Annotated in this window: 16 protein-coding genes and 3 pseudogenes; 11 read left to right on the top strand and 8 right to left on the bottom strand. The window is 61.8% G+C overall.

What is annotated here, in order from left to right; genetic code table 11:
- Positions 1 to 10 precede the first annotated feature (10 nt).
- From EJ077_RS31670 to EJ077_RS31660, 3 genes are read right to left on the bottom strand one after another with little or no spacing between them, the layout of a single operon-like run.
- Positions 11 to 265 carry a hypothetical protein gene (locus tag EJ077_RS31670; RefSeq protein WP_210212140.1) on the bottom strand — a complete coding sequence of 85 codons (255 nt, stop codon included), beginning with the start codon at positions 263 to 265 and terminating at the stop codon, positions 11 to 13.
- Complete coding sequence (locus EJ077_RS31665; protein ID WP_210212139.1) at positions 262 to 801, bottom strand: AAA family ATPase; 540 nt, start codon at positions 799 to 801, stop codon at positions 262 to 264. Before EJ077_RS31665 ends, EJ077_RS31670 begins: the two co-directional genes overlap by 4 nt.
- Complete coding sequence (locus tag EJ077_RS31660; protein WP_210212138.1) at positions 783 to 2,105, bottom strand: GumC family protein; 1,323 nt, start codon at positions 2,103 to 2,105, stop codon at positions 783 to 785. The genes EJ077_RS31665 and EJ077_RS31660 overlap by 19 nt, the downstream gene beginning before the upstream one ends.
- A 310-nt stretch (positions 2,106 to 2,415) precedes the next feature.
- Here EJ077_RS31660 and EJ077_RS24535 point away from each other — a divergent pair, with 310 nt between their 5' ends.
- Together EJ077_RS24535 and EJ077_RS24530 are read left to right on the top strand one after the other, a co-directional pair.
- Positions 2,416 to 3,114: a hypothetical protein gene (locus tag EJ077_RS24535; RefSeq protein WP_208696998.1), complete on the top strand. Its 699-nt coding sequence runs from the start codon at positions 2,416 to 2,418 to the stop codon at positions 3,112 to 3,114.
- 322 nt (positions 3,115 to 3,436) lie between these two features.
- Positions 3,437 to 4,144 (top strand): Crp/Fnr family transcriptional regulator, encoded by a 708-nt coding sequence (locus tag EJ077_RS24530; protein ID WP_208696997.1) that lies wholly within the window; start codon positions 3,437 to 3,439, stop codon positions 4,142 to 4,144.
- A 32-nt stretch (positions 4,145 to 4,176) separates the two neighbouring features.
- Here EJ077_RS24530 and EJ077_RS24525 read toward each other — a convergent pair.
- Positions 4,177 to 4,850 (bottom strand): annotated as a pseudogene (locus EJ077_RS24525) (IS630 family transposase); the annotation flags it as partial.
- 189 nt (positions 4,851 to 5,039) lie between these two features.
- Between EJ077_RS24525 and EJ077_RS32370 the strand changes: the two are divergent.
- Both EJ077_RS32370 and EJ077_RS32365 read left to right on the top strand, forming a co-directional pair.
- Positions 5,040 to 5,321: pseudogene (locus tag EJ077_RS32370) on the top strand (hypothetical protein); the annotation flags it as partial.
- A gap of 172 nt (positions 5,322 to 5,493) precedes the next feature.
- A pseudogene (locus EJ077_RS32365) lies at positions 5,494 to 5,614 on the top strand (transposase); the annotation flags it as partial.
- 292 nt (positions 5,615 to 5,906) lie between these two features.
- On the opposite strand, the gene EJ077_RS24515 reads toward EJ077_RS32365, so the two are convergent.
- Positions 5,907 to 6,191, bottom strand: a complete 285-nt coding sequence (locus EJ077_RS24515) for a hypothetical protein (protein ID WP_208696994.1) — start codon at positions 6,189 to 6,191, stop codon at positions 5,907 to 5,909.
- A gap of 101 nt (positions 6,192 to 6,292) precedes the next feature.
- On the opposite strand from EJ077_RS24515, the gene EJ077_RS24510 reads away from it, so the two are divergent.
- Entirely contained in the window at positions 6,293 to 6,730 is a 438-nt protein-coding gene (locus EJ077_RS24510) for a hypothetical protein (RefSeq protein ID WP_208696992.1), read from the top strand.
- Positions 6,731 to 7,075: 345 nt separating this feature from the next.
- Here the strand turns inward: EJ077_RS24510 and EJ077_RS24505 are convergent, their stop codons facing one another.
- The 3 genes from EJ077_RS24505 to EJ077_RS24495 form a co-directional block, all read right to left on the bottom strand.
- A complete protein-coding gene (locus tag EJ077_RS24505) occupies positions 7,076 to 8,416 on the bottom strand; it encodes a calcium-binding protein (RefSeq protein ID WP_208696990.1) in 1,341 nt (446 codons plus the stop codon).
- A 581-nt stretch (positions 8,417 to 8,997) separates the two neighbouring features.
- The gene (locus tag EJ077_RS24500) at positions 8,998 to 10,587 is read right to left on the bottom strand and encodes a GMC family oxidoreductase (RefSeq protein ID WP_208696988.1); all 1,590 of its coding nucleotides are present in this window, start codon (positions 10,585 to 10,587) and stop codon (positions 8,998 to 9,000) included.
- Positions 10,588 to 10,592: 5 nt separating this feature from the next.
- On the bottom strand, positions 10,593 to 12,110 hold the full coding sequence (locus EJ077_RS24495) for an aldehyde dehydrogenase family protein (protein WP_208696986.1): 1,518 nt from the start codon (positions 12,108 to 12,110) through the stop codon (positions 10,593 to 10,595).
- A 206-nt stretch (positions 12,111 to 12,316) separates the two neighbouring features.
- On the opposite strand from EJ077_RS24495, the gene EJ077_RS24490 reads away from it, so the two are divergent.
- The 6 genes from EJ077_RS24490 (at position 12,317) to EJ077_RS24465 (ending at position 17,313) form a co-directional block, all read left to right on the top strand.
- Positions 12,317 to 13,216, top strand: a complete 900-nt coding sequence (locus EJ077_RS24490) for a hypothetical protein (RefSeq protein WP_208696984.1) — start codon at positions 12,317 to 12,319, stop codon at positions 13,214 to 13,216.
- 34 nt (positions 13,217 to 13,250) lie between these two features.
- Positions 13,251 to 13,838, top strand: a complete 588-nt coding sequence (locus tag EJ077_RS24485) for a YceI family protein (protein WP_245458530.1) — start codon at positions 13,251 to 13,253, stop codon at positions 13,836 to 13,838.
- A 197-nt stretch (positions 13,839 to 14,035) separates the two neighbouring features.
- Positions 14,036 to 14,824 (top strand): SDR family NAD(P)-dependent oxidoreductase, encoded by a 789-nt coding sequence (locus EJ077_RS24480; protein ID WP_208696982.1) that lies wholly within the window; start codon positions 14,036 to 14,038, stop codon positions 14,822 to 14,824.
- Positions 14,825 to 14,837: 13 nt separating this feature from the next.
- A complete protein-coding gene (locus EJ077_RS24475) occupies positions 14,838 to 15,632 on the top strand; it encodes a MoaF C-terminal domain-containing protein (protein WP_208696980.1) in 795 nt (264 codons plus the stop codon).
- Positions 15,633 to 15,649: 17 nt separating this feature from the next.
- Entirely contained in the window at positions 15,650 to 16,039 is a 390-nt protein-coding gene (locus tag EJ077_RS24470) for a nuclear transport factor 2 family protein (RefSeq protein ID WP_208696978.1), read from the top strand.
- A 65-nt stretch (positions 16,040 to 16,104) separates the two neighbouring features.
- Positions 16,105 to 17,313: an amino acid ABC transporter substrate-binding protein gene (locus EJ077_RS24465; protein ID WP_208696976.1), complete on the top strand. Its 1,209-nt coding sequence runs from the start codon at positions 16,105 to 16,107 to the stop codon at positions 17,311 to 17,313.
- The last annotated feature ends 160 nt before the right edge of the window (positions 17,314 to 17,473 follow it).

The raw sequence follows: 17,473 nt of genomic DNA, 5'->3' as shown, positions 1-17,473 counted from the left end.
AAATATTTCTCTAGTTGAGATAGTAACTGTCCGAAACACTACTTTCGAGGGACGTGTAGCGGCCATATTTTGACAGCTTTGGTTCGTCCACCATTGTCAAGGCGATGCCGGCAATCTTCGACCGACCGCCAAGGTGTCGAATCCCTTCTGCAACGGCCTCGCGGGAGGTTTCGCGCCACTTCACGACAAAGAGGACCTTGTCGACATACCGCGCCAGGATCGTCGCGTCGGCCGCGGCTCCAACAGGTGGTGCGTCAATGATCACCGTGTCGAACTTTCCGCGAAGCTCTTCGAAAACCGAGCGCATGCGCGCCGAAGAAAGGAGGGCAGGCGGGTTCCGGGTCTTTGCGCCGGCAGGGAGTAGGGATATCCCGAGCGTTCGTCCCGATGAATTGCGTTTGCTGCCTTCACCGGCAACGTGAGAATGTCGACCAGCCCGACCTTGTCCACCATGCCGAAGAAGGCCGTGGTGGCTGAAAGCCGCAAGTCCGCATCGACGACCAGAACCCGTTCGCCGTCGGCCGCTGCGGAGCAGGCCAAGCTCAATACCAAGGTTGTTTTTCCTTCGCCGGGCATCGCCGATGTCACCAGCATGAGCCGCGGCAAGCGGGCCTGTTCGGGCGTCGCATCGATGCCCAGGCGGAGCCGCCTCACGGCTTCGCTAAACCTGGATAGTGGTCTGCGCTCGAGATAAGCCACTGGTTGGGCTTGGGACTGGGCGTCTCTCGACCAGCCCGCCATCCGTGGGATGGATGCAAGAACTGGAACGGACAGTTCTTCCTCTATCTGCTTCTTTGCCATGAAGCCGGAAGCGAAAAGTTCACGAAGAACGGCGCCTGCCCCCCGACGAAGAAGCCGAGCACAAGTCCCAGGGCCGCGAATAGAGGCCTGTTCGGAAAGCTTGGCGAACCCGGAATAACCGCATCGGTTATCACACGTACGCCGCTGTTCAGCAGGGTAGACTTCTCCTCGGTGAGCTTGGCGCGTGAAAGGAATGTCTCAAACAGCTCCTTGTTCGCGGCGGCAATCCTTTCCAGGTCGCGCAACTGCACGCCAACCTGACCTTCGACTTCGGATCGGTTGGATACCGAATTCAAGGCTCGGCTGAGAGAAGCTTCCCGGGCCTCGGCGGCGTCCACTTCATTCTTCAGATTGCCGATGAGACGCTGGACTTCGGCGGTAATCTGCCCCTCGATGTCGCGGCGCTCGGCTTGCGCCGCCAGGACATCCGGATGCCGATCGCCATATTTCAATTTGAGGTCGGCTTCTCGCCGTGTCACTCCAGAGATCTGGGCCCGAAGCGCGCTGATAACTACGGACTGCAAGACGTCCGGCATCGACTGGATGTCGCCTCCGCTGGTCAGCAATTTGTCAACTTGTTGATATTGTGCACGTTTCTCCGACAATTCGGCGCGTGCGGTAATTAATGCGGCATTCAATTCAGACAGCTGCTGGTCAGTCAAACTGCCTGCTGGCGTCGCCAATAGATTGTGATCGATCCGAAACTTCTGGACAGCTTGTTCCGAAAGGCTCAGTTCCGCTCGCAGAGATGCGGCCCGTTCGCTGAGCCATGTGGACGCTTTCTTGGCCCCTTCGTAGCGGGACCTTACTCGATCTGCGAGGTAGGCCTGGGAGATTGCGTTCGCCAGCGATGCTGCTTTCCCCGGGTCATAGGCGGTCACCGAGATCTCGATAACATCTGCCAATCCAACGCGCGAAACTCCAAGGGCGCTCTGTAGCCATATTAATGCCCCCGGCCCGATCTTTGGGTCTTCCGTCAGCTTTTCACTGTCCACCACCTTCTGAAGGAGCGAGGTGGATCTCAGGACCGCAATCTGACTTTCGATAAATGTTGAATTGTCGGCAAAATCAGAATTCGAATAATCCTGCGGAGTCATATAGTCTATCGGGGCATCAAGTAACACTTGTGCGACGCCCGTGTAGGATGGTGGAAGGACATAAGCAGCGGCGACAAATGCGGCGAAGGTGAGTGCAGCCATGCTGCACACCAACTTCCAGCGGCGCAGAAAGAAATCAAGAATCTCCCGCACGTCGAGCGGCAGTAATTCTCTGGTCATGGTCGGACTGTCAATTGAACTTGCCATTTCCGAATCCTTGCAATCAACAGCGCAGCTCCCGCCCCTCCAGCGTCGGCTGAATTTGCTTCACTTCAAAGTAGTTCGGGCAGTTGCGTGTAAGCGCTCAGAGCGCGTGAAATGTAAGGGTTCGCGTCCCGCCATCCGGCATGTGCAGTCGCTCTCTTCCCGCCCACCGACCGATCGCGTCGCCGGTCAGTTAGGAACATAACAGCTTCTCGGATATCCCCGCCATTACCATTATTGAGTAGTAAATCGGCTAAAGGTTGATCTGGTCTACCCGATAAGCCTTCCAGACCTTTGGGATGTTGCCGGGACCATGGATCGCGCTTCCGCAAGGTCTAAGACGCTGCAGCGTGCAGGGCGCGCGGGAGAGCCTTCACTCCCTGACGACAAGAAAGCAGCCGGCCTTGTCTTGCTTGAGGTTGATATGGATATTTTCAGCGAAATCGTCCCGGGGTTTTTAGATTGGGTGATCAACAGACCGGCAGCCATTCTTATGCTTTCCGCAACTTGGCCGTTGATGCTCCTTATGAAGAAAGACAGGTTGCTGGGCTATGGGGCTCCTGCCGTTTTTATTGGGGCTGGTACTTTAATTGTGTTCGGCATCGAAACTCCCGTAGGAGCAGTCATTGTCGTGCTTGCCTACAGTTTGCTGGTTTCAGTCGCCCTGCTTTCCACCCGGAGGCGTCTTGGCCAAATCGAGGATCGTCTTGCATCGGTCATATCGGCAATCGATGACCTGGAAGTTGCCGAGGAAAGACGGCAGACTTACAACGCCAGGCGTCCCCCGCGGCTTTACCCGCGCCGAAAACCGGCAACCAGCACAATGGAGCAAGTCGTTTCAGCAGGTGCAACGGAGAGTCCCGAAAGCGCGGCGCAGGCGATCCCCGGTCCGCCTTGGCAAGAGTTGCAGCCGCCCGATCCGCCAGTGGGATCGGCGCTTCCGGCATCGACGCGACCAGCAGGATCCGACGTGCTTTCAGAAGGGCGTCGAACGCGACTGCTTTCAAGTTGAGCTCTGCTTGGCGAGGGTTTTCAACCAAAGAAGGGACGTGAAAGTAGCCGTGATGGTCCGCCGGGGCGCAGCAGCCAAAGGACAAGTTCGACTGCCGGCGTTGAATGCCGGCAGGCCACGGGAACTTGCTGAAGCCGATCAAGTAAAGTGGGCTGAGAGCCTTCTGCATGGTGCACGTACCCCCAAGGTGGTAGGATAGCATCCCATGGCGGTAGCCCGCGACGCCATTTGGATGAAAAGATGGGCGGAACGTTTGTGCAGTTGATGGGTTGAAACTGCAATTGATCGGAGGGACGATCGCGGAGTGGGGTAATCAAGACAAATGAGCTTATCAAAGCAGGCTCTTGAATTGGAGAGGCGACCCGCGCTTGCTGACGCAAGTTGGGAAAGGACAATCTCAGTATTGCCGGGGGCTTTGCGCCGCCTCTATCCGGCGAACACGACGATTGCACGCGAGCATCAGGCCAAATCCTCTATCCTGGTTATGACTGCGGGTTGGGCGGCTTTCGGCAAAACGTTGCGGAATGGCTCGCGTCTCATCGTTGATTTTGCGCTTCCTCGCGAAATTGCCTTGATCGAGTTCTGCGGCGAAGGGGGCGAGACGGCAACTGCGCTCTCCGATGTAACCGCGATCGAGCTGGCCGGTCCTGTCCATACTTGTTTTTCGCGCTACCCGCAGTCCATTTGCGAGGCTATCCTGCTGGCTGAGGTAAGGCGGTACGCAAGGGTTGCGGAACATCTGGCAGGAGTCAGCAGACGGGGACCTGTCGAACGCACGGCTCATTTTCTTCTCGAACTGGGCTGCCGGGCACATCGATCGCCAACGAGTTATCCGGACCGCTTTGAATGCCCGCTGACCCAGGCCGAGATGGCCGACGCGTTGGGGCTTTCGGCTGTGCATGTAAGTCGCGTGTTGAAGGATTTGCGGGAAAGTGGACTGGCTTCATTCCGCAATGGTGTGGTCGAGTTGCATGACCACGCGGAACTTATAAAAACGGCCGGATTTGATCGGTCTTACATTTCCAGCTGACATCAAGCTTAGTTCTGGCCTCAACCGCGATGGTGCCGGTGGCGCTGCATGTTGCGGCCGATCACTGATCCATCGAGCACGTTGAGCGCCGCGAACAACGTTGTCGGGCCGTTACGTAGTCATGCGTCATGGTCGCGCCTCGACCGCGCTTGAGCCGCAGTCCCCGCTGGGTCCGGTCGAGCGCCTTCTCGTCAACCGACAGCACGATGCCATGGGCTGGCGGCGAGACGTAGAGGCCGACCACATCGTGAGGCTTCTCGGCAAACGCTTTGTCATTGGACAGCTTGAAGCTGTCGCCAGCGGTGCGGTGCCAAGCCGTGGTCGTGCGAGATCTTCACCGCCGGGGACGCTGCGATGCCTACTGTTTTGGCCATGGGGCGCACGGTCCAATGTGTTGCCTCGTGGTCAGGCGGCTCCAGCGTGAGCGTCACGATCTGGTTGATGAGCGCAGTATCGAGCGGTGCAATGCCGGGAGGTCTTGTCGCGCAGCAGGCCATCGACACCCTCGGCCATGAACCGCTCCTGCGCATACGCAGGTCTTCGACTTGCCCGCAGTCATGATCGCGGCCGTGCCCAACCCGTCGTCGCTCAGCAGGATGATCCGCGCATGCTAAACGTGCTTTTGCGGCGATCCCCGCGCCGCGACTAGCGCTTCAAGCCGGGCTCTGTCTGAGGACGTGACGACGATGCTGACACGAGTACGCATCCCACACCGTCGCATATCGCAGGCTCGCGCGGACTCCGGAAAGGACTCCTCCACCACGATCAATCCACTAGCATTTTCGAAATAGGTAAGCCTTTTGGAGAACTGGTGTCATGACATGAGTAACACTAAAGTAATTCCCTGAAAACGGGGATCAACATGACAACTGAAAGCACGAAATTTTCGGGGCGGATGCGCGAGAATCTGTTCTCAGAAGTTCAGGCGCGTCGCGATTTTCTCAAGAAGGCCGGGCGCTTCGCAGCGGTGACACCGCCGGCCATAACGCTTTTGCTCGGCACCAGCCTCAACTCCACGGCTATCGCCAGATCTGGCGGATCACCTCAGAGCAATTCTGGCGGATCCACACCCAGCAATGGAGGGGGAGGCAGCCACTTTCACCCCCGGCCTTTCGGCCAAGGTCTCAATTCAGGCGGACGTGGCGGCGGCGACAACTATGGCGGCGGGGCCACGGGGGCTCCAGATCCGGCGACCCCGACTAGGCTAGCCGAATTGGCCGCAGACGGTGGGTCCAGGCTCAAAAGGTCCGACTAGTGGATTGATTCAACGTTTGGTGCCCCGGCTGACGGCGGCGATGATCTAGTCTGGATCGGCGCGCCAAACGAAGGGCCGAGGCTGCTGAAGTATCGTGCGCGCCGCCGGCGCAAGGTTCTTCTTCCCGCCGAAATATTCGCCCGACCTCAATCCGATCGAGCAACTCTTTTTCAAAGCTCAAGCACTGGCTGAGAAAAGCAGCACGCCGAACCGTCGAAGCCTTCTGCGACGCGATCGGCCAAACCCTCAATCGCGTCACACCGGCAGAGTGCTCACATTACTTCGAAAACTCCGGCTACGACCGAAACTCATCTAATGCCGCTCCAGCAACTGACGATGCCGTTGGCCCATCATGTCGGCTTTGTTGCGCATCGGTCTTTAGATCGATCCCCCAACGTCGCCGCTAACCAGGGCGTAGGGAAAATGGCCGGTGCGGCGGGCAGCCCTCCGGGGGAGTGAGGACCGCACCGGCCACCGCAGCGGGCTTACGTTACGCACCCGCACCGGTCAATTTACAGGGCGTATTAGCAAATACGCAATTAATCCTATCGGTGGTGCCCAGTGTAGCGCTGATATCAGGATTGTTCGGTCGTTGGCCCGTAAGGGAAAAATGCGCTTTTTCAGCAACGGCTGTTGCTTGAAGTTGGTTTTGCCTTCCGCTTCGCCGATACCTTCTTGATTTAACCGGCCTTGCTGGCGAGACCACTTTGCCTTTGCTATCGCCGGTTCGTGGCGGCTTTTTGGCGAGCCGGAGCTTTTCGAGAACCAGATCGTCCTGATGTTACTCGCCATCTAGTTCTTTTGCCTTCTGAGCTCATCCAAGTAGTGGAATGGACTGAACGTCATGGGAGGTTGTAGCGTTCTTTTTGGATACGGGGCTTTGGGGAAGTCGTATGACGATATTATTAGAAATCAAAGAGTTGTTGGAAATTAAGGCGTACCGGCTAACCATCAGGACACTCAACCACGCCTATAACATCGACCTGACAAGTGCTTGCACGCCCGCGGAGCGGGAAAAGGCCGAGTACCGACATTATTGGGAAACGTTGATATATTATGAACAGATTGCGGAGATAAAAACCCGGCAACTGATCCGCAAGGCGGAGCGTCTTAATCTACCGGTTGGCTACGCGGACGACAACAGTCCAATGTGGAGAAAATCGTCTCAGCTCAACAGCTGGATCCTGACGCCACTTGGTTGCTCTGAAGTCCAAAATATGATCCGTCAAGAATGCAAAGGCCGCCGAGAGCGCGCCACGACCTGGACAAGCGTGATCATCAGCCCACTCGGTCGGCTGGTGTCTGGTTGGCTGGTTGCGCGCGAGCACTAGTCGCGCACGCTTCTTAGCCGATGTCCACCTTCGGTCCGGATAGTCGCCTTTTGCGAATTGGAACTCGCCAGGTCGTCCCCTTTGCCAAAGGAGAGCAAGGGTGGTTGTGGCTCGGGGTGCCTCGATCGTCGCATCGACAGCTAAGGTCTCCTCGTCGCAGACACGGTTGCATGGGAGCGCTTGGTCGAAGCCTATCCCAAGCCGATTTCCAAAGCGTCGTAACCTCTGTGCAGAGGTACTAGATCGGCGCTATCCGTCGCTATTTTTGATCGCTGTTAGTCGCAACTGGAACACCAGCGGTGACGCGCTCGCGCCTCGTAGTGCCATGTGCGATCGCATGGGCGATCAAATGATGTACACGTCATGATAGGTCAGGGCCGCCCCGGCCTGTAGGTGGGCGATTTCCACCTGAGGGGCCGATCTCGAGCCATCGGGGTCATAGTACAGAATGCCCGTGGTCCGGTCGTAGAGCAGGTAGTCGTTATGGCTGGTGGCGTGTTCGCGCAACTCGAAATACGACGAGTTCACCTGCGTCGGGCTGGACAAGGAACCGGGGCCGAGACTGGTGAAGACGGCATTATCGAGATAGAGCGCGTCGTCCGCTGCGTGGAAGTCCGGGAGCCTATCGACATTGCCAGGGCCATAGGCCGTGTCAAACACAAAGGTGTCCTTGCCGGCGCCCCCGTGGAGCACGTCGTTGCCACCTCGGCCCCACAGTATGTCGTTACCAGCCAGGGCATCATAGTTATCGGCCGCGCCAGTGCCGACAAAAGTGTCGTTCCCGGTAGTTCCCTTGGCCTGGTCGGTCGGCGGTGGCGGTGGCTGGCCGGTCCCGTCATGGGCCGCATGCCAGACCGCCTTGGCGTTGGCCCAGTAATCGCGGGCCGCCTGGCCTTGAAGGACCGTCCAGCCGGCGGGCGGCATTGGATAATCGGACGGCAGCGGCGTGTCAGAGAGGTTGAGATAGTAATTACCGTGCGACTCGACCGTCTTGTCCCAGGCGTGCTGCAGCCGCCCCTGGCCGTTGTGGTGCACGTCGGTAATCGCCACCACGCAGTCGATAAAGTGCAGGCTGGGCGAGATATCGTTAGCGCCTGTGCCGTTGTCGAGTTTGAACGGCGAACCGTGGGTCATCACGCCTTTGCGAAGGTACTCTCCCATGCCCAGAAGCATGCCATCCATGGTAACCGTGTTGTTATGCCCATCCACTTCACCATCGCCAAGGCTCACTCCGGAAAACACGTGGTCGAACAGGGAATCCTTGATCGTGCCGCCGATGACGTCATCGTCCTCGACCGCGTCGTCTCGGGAGTTGCCGACATAGCTGTTCTCGATGACGAAGTGGCCAGTGCCGCCGACACGAATGCCATCCCAGGGCTGGGTAACCGTCCAATCGTCGATGACAAAGTTGTGGGCTGAATTTATACGGACTGCGGCGGAGTTGACGTAAATGTTCTCCCAGTCGCCAGTTTGGGAGACGGTGCCGTTGATCGTGCCGCCAAAAACCAGGAGGTTGTCGCCGGGGTTGGTGATCGCGAAGGGATAGCGGTTGGTGGGGCTTCCCTGATTGGCGACGATCCACGAGGCGTCGGTGGCATCGATAGTGGTGTCGGCGGGCAGGCCGGATGCCTTATACTGGGTGTAGCCATAATCGCCGCTTAAGACAATCGTGCTTGCCTGGGCCATGGTTGGCCACCTTTCACACCCCCGCCCTTTCCGCCAAGTGCCTGAAGCCGGAAAGGCCTCTATCCATCAGAACGCCCGTCAGCGGTATCGTGCAAATCACAAAATATAACAGGTCCCGCACGGTGGCATGTGCCGGAGAGGCGTCTGAAACCGCCCCGGTCACGTTGCTTCGAATGGTTGCGCCACAACGTCGACTAAGGCAACGGCTTGCCCCAGCGAAAAGGCTAACCCCGGTAACATCGCAGTTGTCACGCGATCGCGGAAGCCAACCGGCCATGCCAGCAAACTGTTGGCCCGCGGCACCTGCATTGGGGTGACGGTCCCGACGAGAGCAGCCTGGAGGGCCAGGTTCATTATTAGCCAGCGGATGGTTCTGTCTCGTTCCGTTCCGTCGCCCGGCCACAACCTGCAGGGAACGCGGATGACCTGTCGACCGACGGTGGGCTGTCGCGCAGCCCGTATACGCGCAATTCCGACAGCCTCGGGCGGAAGGTTCCTGTGCAGCAATTCGACGAACGCACCGGTGTCGGTTGCGCGGCATTGGCCGGCTTGGCGATCGGCTCCGCCTAACGCCGGCGGCACTAGTTCTCGCCCAGGATGAAATCGGCGCAGCGGTCGCCGATCATGATTGCCGGCGCGTTGGTGTTGCCGCTGGTCAGCCTGGGCATGATCGAGGCATCCGCGACGCGCAGGCGAGGCACACCGCGCACGCGAAGCTGCGGATCGACCACAGCCTGATCGTCCGTTCCCATCCGGCAGGTGCCGCAGGGGTGATAGACCGTCTTGGCGTGGCGGATGATGTGGTCGACTATTGCCGCGTCACCGAGATCGTCGGCATTGCCGGGCGCGAACTCCTCGGCAACGACCTCGCGCAGCGCCGGCTGGCGCACGATGGCGCGCGCGACCTTCATGCCGGCGAGCAGCAAAGCTAGATCGTCGGCGTGCGACAGGAAGCCGGTGGTGAAGCGGATCGGATCGCTTGAATTGCGCGAGCGCAGCAGCACCGAGCCGCGCGACTTCGGCCTCAGCACGCATGGGTTTAGCTCCATGCCGTGGCGTTCGATTGAGCCGTGCTCGGCGCTCTCGACCATCACCGGCAGCACATGGAACTGCACATCGGGCCGGCCGTCGCCGTCGGTGTCGAAGAAGCCGCCGCTTTCGACAACGTTGGACGCAAGCAGGCCTCTCCGGAACAGCAAATATTCGATGCCGTGCCGCAGCGCCTTGAGCCCGCGATCCTCGCCGAGCAGCGAGACCGGCTTGCGCGTCAGCGCATAGAGCGGGGCGGCGACATGGTCCTGCAGGTCCTGACCGACGGCAGGCATGTCACGTATGACTGGTATGCCCGTTTCCGTGAGATGCGCGGCCGGCCCGAGGCCGGAAAGCATCATCAGCTTCGGCGTGGCAAGCGCGCCGGCGGCGAGGATCACCTCCGCTTTCGCGGAGGCCAAGTGGCTCTGCCCATCGGCTGTCACGTAGGCTAGCCCGCTGGCCGCACCATTTTCCAGTGTCAGCCCCGTCACCTGCGCTTCGGTCACCACCTTGAGGTTGGCGTTGCCGGCAAGCGGCTTCAAAAACACCTTGGCCGACGACTGCCGTTCGCCATTCGCCGTCGTCGTCTGGTAGAAGCCGACGCCTTCCTGCTCAACGCCATTGAAGTCGTCATTGAAACGATAGCCGGCCTGCTGGGCTGCCCGAACATAGGCAAGAGACAGCGGATGCCGGTAGCGCGCATCCGAAACCGGCAGCGGACCGTCTGTGCCGTGCCGTTCGCCGGCCAGCCTTTCGTTGCGCTCCAGCCGCCTGTAGACCGGCAGCACGTCATCCCAGCCCCAGCCCGGACAGCCCAGGTCGCGCCAGCCGTCATAGTCCTCAGGCTGGCCTCGGACATAGAGCATGGCGTTGATCGACGAGCCGCCGCCAAGCGTGCGTCCCTGCGGGATAGGCAGCGTGCGGCCGCCTACGCTGGGTTCGGGTTCCGACTGGTAGATCCAGCTGCGCGCCGTGCCGATCACCTTGGCGAAGGTGGCCGGCATGTCGATCAGCTTCGTGTTGTCGTCCGGGCCGGCCTCGACGACGAGCACGCGCTTGCCGGCGTTGACCAGCCGGCTGGCCAGTGTGCAGCCGGCCGAACCGGCGCCGGCGATGATGTAGTCGTAACTCTGCGTCATCTTGGTCAGGCGTAGCGCATGATGGCGGTCTTGGTCTCGAGATAGCCGTCGATCGCGGCGCGGCCATGCTCGCGGCCGATTCCGGACTGCTTGAAGCCGCCGAAGGGTGCTGCGGGGTCGAGCGTGTTGTGCGAGTTGACCCACACCGTGCCGGCCTTGAGGCCGTGGATGGCGGTCATCGCCTTGCCCATGTCACGGGTCCAGATCGAGGCCGACAGGCCGTAGCGCGTGTCGTTGGCGACGCGGACCGCCTCGTCGAGATCGGCTACCGGCATCGCCGCCACCACCGGTCCGAACACCTCCTCGCGCACGATCTCCATCTCGGGCCGGACATTGTGCAGGATGGTCGGCGCCACATAATGGCCCTTGGCCGGAACCGGCCGCGCCCCGCTCACCCGTTCGCCGCCCGCTGCCAGGCCGCGCTCGACAAACCCCTCGACGCTTTTCCGGTGCTTGGCCGAGACCAGCGGGTTGATCTGCGCTTCGGCATCGCGGCCGGCGCCAATGATCATGCCGTCGGCGATGTCGGCCAACCGCGCCAGCGTGCGGTCGTAGATCGACTTCTCGATCAGCAGCCGGGCGGCCGAGGTGCAGACCTGGCCCTGGTTGAAGAACATGCCGAGCCCGGCAAGCAGCGGCTCAATGTTCTCCTCCATGTCGGCAAGCAGGATCATCGGCGATTTCGAGCCGAGTTCCAAAGTGAAGCGCGCGACACGGTCGACCGCGGCGTGGCCGATGCGCTTGCCGACTTCCGTCGAACCGGTGAAGGTCAGCTTGTCGACGCCGGGATGGCGGATCAGCGCTTCGCCCGTGACGCTGCCGCTGCCCGTGACGATGTTGACGACGCCGGGCGGGAAGCCAACAGCCTCGACCAACTCGGCGAGCCGCAACAAGCCGAGTGGCGTCTCCTGTGGCGGCTTCAAGACGATCGTGCAACCGCAGGCCAGCGCCGGAGCGATCTTCCACATGCCGATCAGCAGGGGAAAATTCCACGGCACGATGGCGCCGACGACGCCGACAGGTTCCATGATGGTCATCGCATAATGCCTGGCGCCGGGCGGCACCGGGATCGAAACCTGGAAGGTCGAGCCCTCGATCTTGGTCGCCCAGCCAGCATAGTAGCGCAGCCAGTCGACAGTGCCGCCGGCGCTCAGCATGCGGGCGACGCCGAGCGACTTGCCGTTCTCGATGCTCTCGATCTCGGCGAGCAGATCGGCGTCGGCCTCTACCGCGTCGGCAAGCCTCAGCATCAGGTTCTGGCGGTCGATCGGCCGCATCGAGGCCCATGGACCTTCGAGCGCCGCGCGGGCGGCGCGCACCGCCTGGTCAACGAGTTCGGGGCCACTTTCCGGCACATGCGCGACGATCTCGCCCGAGGCGGAATCGTCAACGGCGAGACCGTCACCGGCCAAGCCGCCCACAAAGGGGCCTTCGACGAAACGGCCATTGATGAAGGGCCGGTGCGACTGCGCCACGAAGGCGGCGGCTGCGGCACTGATGGGCGGCACGGTTCTCTCGTTCACGCCATTCCTCCTCGAAGATCCGATGAACAATCCCGGGAGGGTTATGGAGCGTGCCGACGCGCTTCAAGCAGCTCCGGGCGCGAGTGCGCTTTCAGTCAAAACAAAGTTCCCGCTCGGACAAGACGGCGCGCCCTTGCCCAATCAAGATTGGACAACGAGATCGGCCGCGCGGGCACGTTCTTGAACGGTGTTGGAGGTGGCGGCGGTTGAGCGCGATTCTCGGCAATGCGATGGTCATTACGGCGGCGCTGCCGCTATTCCTGGGCATCGTTCTGGCCCTGCTTTCCCGGTTTGTCGTACCGGCATCGTCCCCGGTGCTCACGCTGCTTTGGGCCGCACTGCTCCTGTTCTTCTATTGGGACACGCTCGGCCCGCCCGTCATGCCGCCGGTCGCCGCCAGCCAGAGGCTAGTCTATCTCGCCTTTGCCGGCATCGTCATTGGTCTTTTGCCTGAGGGGTTCCTGGCAGGCCGGGCGGCAAGCGTTATCGCCGTCATTGCCCTTGCCGCGGCGCTCCTCTGGCTCGGCTGGCGCCGCATTGCCGCCGGCTCGCTCGACCTGCCGATGATCGCCGCGCTCGCCGTCGGCCCGCTGGCACTCGTCGGCGCAGCGATGCTCATAGCGCGGCCATCCTCGCCATCGCCTTCGGCGGAAGAGCCATTCCTGGCGCCGGCGGCCGCGCTGTCCCTATCACTTTCGGGCGCCGTCGTCTCGGTGCTTGGCGCCTCGATCGTCACCGGACAACTGCTCGGCTCGGTCGCCGCGCTGACCGGCGGCTGGTGCCTTGTCCAGTATCTCGCGACGTTGCGCGGCGGCGCAGCCTCCGCGTGGAGCAAAGGCGTCGAATTCCTGTTGCTCTTCGCCGCCGTCACGGTGCTGATCCAGGTGGCCCTGCTGGCGCCGAAGGCCAATCCCCTGGCCCTCGTCCTGTCATCCTTGCCGCCGCTCGCCGCCGTGTTCGTGCGCGGCTGGCTGCAAGGCCTGCTTCCCGGCGCCCGGCCCTTGCGGCCGCTGATTGCCGGTCTCCTGATCGCCCTTCCGGCGATGCTGGCCATCGTGACGGCGATCGTCTGGGCGCCGCACGGGGCCGCCCTTGGCTTTTCCTGAGCCGCTCCAACAACCAACAAATAGGGAGAGATATGTGAGGACGAAGAGACTGATTACCGCGCTCGCCTTCGCCGGCGCCTCCATGCTGGCCTCGGCCGCCTATGCCGACAGTTACGAGATCGACGGCCAGCACGCCTGGGTCACCTTCACCATCAAGCATGGCATCTACAGCGTCGCGCACGGCCAGTTCGACGCGGTCAAGGGCGCAATCGTGATGGACAAGGCTGACGTCACCAAGAGCAGCGTCAAGGCGGAGCTCGACGTAGGCTCCATCCACACCGCTTTCGATCAGCGCGACAGCGACCTGAAGGGTCCTGATTTCTTCAACGCGGCCGAATTCCCGACGATCTCCTTCGAAAGCACCAAGGTCGAGAAGGTCGACGACAAGACCGGCAAGGTCACCGGCAATCTCACCATCAGCGGCGTCAGCAAGGAAGTCACGCTCGACGTCAAGCTGCTAAACGAGGCGCCGGCTCCATGGGATGCGACGCTGACCAAGGCGGCCTTCAGCGCCACCGGCAAGGTGAGCACCGCGGACTTCCCGATGGCCAAGGCCGCCGATGGGTTCGGCCTCGGGCCTGAAGTAGACATCGCCATCGATCTCGAAGCGATCAAGAAGTAAGTCACTACAGCAGGCGGACCTGTGGTGGCCGCCGCGCGGCTCTGATGTCGCGCGGCGCTTCGCAAAGACGGCTCCGAAGTGCGCGTTCAGTCAAAACAAAGTTCCCACTCGGACAAGACGCAGACCGGCCCCCGGCGCACTATCCCTGACGAAGATCGGCGCTTAGCCGGCGCGACAGCACCAATCGGGATGGACCAATGAGATTTTCCGGCAAGACGGCACTTATCACCGGCGGGGGCACCGGCATCGGCGCGGCCGTCGCCCGACGCATGGCAGCCGACGGCGCCAGGGTGGTGCTGATGGGCCGGCGGCGCGAACCGCTCGAAGCCGTCGTCAGGGATATTGGCGGGCTGGTGGTGCAGGGCGATGCTGCCGACGCCAAATCCGTGCGCGCGGCCCTTGCGCAAGTGCATGACAACTTCGGACCGGTCGACATTCTCGTCGCCAACGCCGGCGGCCACGGTGTCGGCCCGACCGCATCGATGAGCGACGAGACCTGGTCGCTGGCGACACGCCTCAACCTCGACACCACTTTCGTCTGTGCCCGCGAGTGCCTGCCGGACCTGATCGCCCAGAAAGGAAACATCGTCGTCGTGGCTTCGATCGCGGGCCTGTTCGCCGGTCCGGCGGCGGCCGGCTACGTCACCATGAAGCACGCCTGCGTCGGCCTCGGCAAATCGCTGGCGCGCGACTATGGCCGCCAGGGCGTGCGCACCAACATCATCTGCCCGGGCTGGGTGGCGACCGCCATGGCCGACGAACAGATGCAGGTCGTCGTCGAAAAGCACGGCCTCGGCTCGATCGAAGAAGCCTATCGCCTCGTCACCAGGGACGTGCCACTCGGCCGCCCGGCGACGCCGGAAGAAGTGTCCAACGTCATCTGCTTCGTTGCCTCGGGCGAGGCGGCGATGATGAACGGTTCGATCCTGACCATCGATGGCGGCGCCACCGTCGTCGACCTGCCGACGCTTGCTTTCGTCGATTGATGTGGGGAGTACCATGAACGACCAGAACAGACCTGCCGACTGGAAGCACTTCGACGATTTCGCTGCCGGCATCGCCACCAACCGGCTGCCGACGACGGAAGCGCTGCGCGGCCAGACCTTCAAGATCACGCTGAACACCGGCCGCGTCATCGATCTTGCCTTCACATCAACCGATACGGTGGCCTGGAGCGAAGGCAGCGATGCCGGCGCCGACTGGTACGAGGCGCTGGAAGTCGCGCCTCGGGTCTTCTTCATCAACATGGCTTTCGCCACGCGGCCGACGCAGGACGAAGCCTTCATCGTCGATACCGGAACGCGCCGTGTGCTTTCGGTGCGCGAGCGGGTTCGCGAGCCCGCCGAGGCGCCCGGCGAGCCGCGCGTGGCGCAGGTCTATTCGGCGGGCGTGCTAGGCGATCCCTCGGTTCCGCCTGCCGGCACCGAGCCGGTGCCGACGCGCGACCTGATCGGACTGACCGCGCACTACACCTACAGTCCCAACCACGTCTACGAGCACATCTATCTGAGCTCTGAGCGCTATGCCTGGCAGAACCTCGTCGGCATCCAGCGCGGCCATGGCGATGTCGATCTCGCCACCACCTGGAAGTTCGGCGACGGGCTTTATGTCTTCGGTTTTCGCGAGTTCATCATCCCGGTCGCTTCGCTGTTCTTCTACAATTGGGAGACGATGCGTTCGACCGGCAAATTCCTCGGCGTCACCAGCCAGGGCAAGGTCGAGAACAAGCCGGCCGGCGCCTTCATCGAGAAGAAATCCACAACCGTCTACGACCCGGGCAAGGCGCCCGTCTGAGCGAGCAGGTGAACAGCATGAGCAGAAACTACGAAGTCATCAAGGCGCACTATGCCGGCTCCGACACCAAGGATCTGGCGGCGATGATGGCGCCGGTCACCGACAGGACGGCGTGGACCGAAATGGCGGGCTTTCCCTATGCCGGAACCTATGTCGGTGCCGACGCCATCATATCCGGCGTCTTCAAGCGCATCGGCGAGGAGTGGGAGGGCTATGCGCTGAAGGTCGACAAACTGGTCGACGGCGACACCACCATCGTCGGTATCGGCACCTATTCGGGCATCTTCAGGAAGACTGGCAAGGCGATGTCGGCGCGCGTCGTCCATGTCTGGGAAATGCAGGACGGCAAGGCCGTCAGCTTCGAGCAGTTCACCGACACCAAGCTGGTCGCGGCCGCGATGGGCTGAAGCACTGGCGCTGTGAATGCGGGCCTCGCCTTGATGCGCTGGCCCGATGAACCTGGGAGGATGGAATGGGAATCAGTCTGAAGGGAATGCTGGCCGGCCTGTTGCTGTCCACCGCGCTCAGTGCCGCCGGCACCGTCGCCGCCAATGCCGGCGACACCGAAATCGTCATCGGCGCGCCGATCTCGCTGACCGGGCCGCTGGCCGGCGACGGCAAGGAACAGAAATGGGCTTATGAGCAGGCCGTCGCCGACATCAACAAATCAGGCGGCATCATGGTCAAGTCCGCCGGCAAGAAGCTGCCGGTGCGCCTCGTCGTCGCCGACGACGAAAGCTCGGAAGGCAAGGTGGCGTCGGCCCTTGAAAACCTGATCAAGGTGCAGAAGGTCGACGCGCTGCTGTCGACCCATTCCGGGCCGATGAACATCGCCGGCGCCATCGTCGCCGAGAAGTACAAGAAGTTCTACATGATCACGACGGCCTTCCCGTTCGAGTGGCAGCCGTTGAAGCTCAAATACTCGGCGCTGTTCTTCTTCCATCCTGGTCCCGGCGCCGAGGTGCCGTTCGAGGTCTGGGACAAGCTGCCGGCCGGCGAGAAGCCGAAACACCCGGCACTGGTCACCGAAGATTCGCCCGACGGCAAGGGCTTTGGCGGCGCCTTCCAGGCGGCGGCGAAGAAATACGGCTATACCTTTGCCGTCGACGATCCCTGGGCGATCGGCGCCACCGACTACTCGGCGCTGATCACCAAGCTCAAGGCCGCCGACGTCGACGCCATGCTGGTCTTCGGCTCGCCCGCCGACACCATCACGCTGCTGCGGCAGATGAAGGAACTCGGCTTCTCCGTGCCATATTTCCACGGCTGGAAAGGCACCTGGACCGGTGAATTCCATGAAGCGCTAGGACCGGACTCCGACTACATCATGACCGATGGCTTCTGGTCGGCGAGCTATCCCTACAAGGGCGCCAAGGAACTCGGCGAACGCTACGAGGCCGAGTACAAGAAGGACTCCGTCACCGTCGGCGCCTTCTATGCCAATGCCCAAGTGTTGGCGCAGGCGATCGAGAAGGCCGGCAGCACCGACGCATCGGCGATCCATGACGCGATCTTCGGCCAGGAGTTCAAGGACACCGTGGTCGGCGACCTGAAGTTCGACGAGACCGGCTTCGCGCTGATCCCGAGCGTCGCCACGCAATGGTGGCAAGGCAAGCACCAGCTGATCTATCCGGACGGCACCTGGACCTACAAGCCGGCCCCGGCCTGGGACAAGCGCTGACGGGCGGGGGCAGGGCCCTCTTAAGGGGGAAGCACCCCTGCGGGCGTTGGCGCTGCCCCTCATTGCCCTGCCGGGCATTTCTCCCCGTATAGTGACGGGAGAAAGGGCTTGCCGCGGGGGCGACGCCAAACCTGACAGCTTCCCGAACCCAATCACTCCA

It is taken from the genome of Mesorhizobium sp. M8A.F.Ca.ET.057.01.1.1 (genome assembly GCF_003952565.1).
GTDB lineage: Bacteria > Pseudomonadota > Alphaproteobacteria > Rhizobiales > Rhizobiaceae > Mesorhizobium.
The sequence above is the reverse complement of the archived record's forward strand: the minus strand, read 5'-3'. Positions and strand labels throughout refer to the sequence as shown.

Excerpts from the sequence above, each read along its gene's own strand:
- EJ077_RS24535 (WP_208696998.1), top strand. The coding sequence starts at position 2,416 with ATGGATCGCGCTTCCGCAAGGTCTAAGACGCTGCAGCGTGCAGGGCGC.
- EJ077_RS24480 (WP_208696982.1), top strand. The coding sequence starts at position 14,036 with ATGAGATTTTCCGGCAAGACGGCACTTATCACCGGCGGGGGCACCGGC.
- EJ077_RS24510 (WP_208696992.1), top strand. The coding sequence starts at position 6,293 with ATGACGATATTATTAGAAATCAAAGAGTTGTTGGAAATTAAGGCGTAC.
- EJ077_RS24515 (WP_208696994.1), bottom strand. The coding sequence starts at position 6,191 with ATGGCGAGTAACATCAGGACGATCTGGTTCTCGAAAAGCTCCGGCTCG.
- EJ077_RS24475 (WP_208696980.1), top strand. The coding sequence starts at position 14,838 with ATGAACGACCAGAACAGACCTGCCGACTGGAAGCACTTCGACGATTTC.
- EJ077_RS24470 (WP_208696978.1), top strand. The coding sequence starts at position 15,650 with ATGAGCAGAAACTACGAAGTCATCAAGGCGCACTATGCCGGCTCCGAC.
- EJ077_RS24530 (WP_208696997.1), top strand. The coding sequence starts at position 3,437 with ATGAGCTTATCAAAGCAGGCTCTTGAATTGGAGAGGCGACCCGCGCTT.
- EJ077_RS31665 (WP_210212139.1), bottom strand. The coding sequence starts at position 801 with ATGGCAAAGAAGCAGATAGAGGAAGAACTGTCCGTTCCAGTTCTTGCA.
- EJ077_RS24505 (WP_208696990.1), bottom strand. The coding sequence starts at position 8,416 with ATGGCCCAGGCAAGCACGATTGTCTTAAGCGGCGATTATGGCTACACC.
- EJ077_RS24465 (WP_208696976.1), top strand. The coding sequence starts at position 16,105 with ATGGGAATCAGTCTGAAGGGAATGCTGGCCGGCCTGTTGCTGTCCACC.
- EJ077_RS24500 (WP_208696988.1), bottom strand. The coding sequence starts at position 10,587 with ATGACGCAGAGTTACGACTACATCATCGCCGGCGCCGGTTCGGCCGGC.
- EJ077_RS31660 (WP_210212138.1), bottom strand. The coding sequence starts at position 2,105 with ATGGCAAGTTCAATTGACAGTCCGACCATGACCAGAGAATTACTGCCG.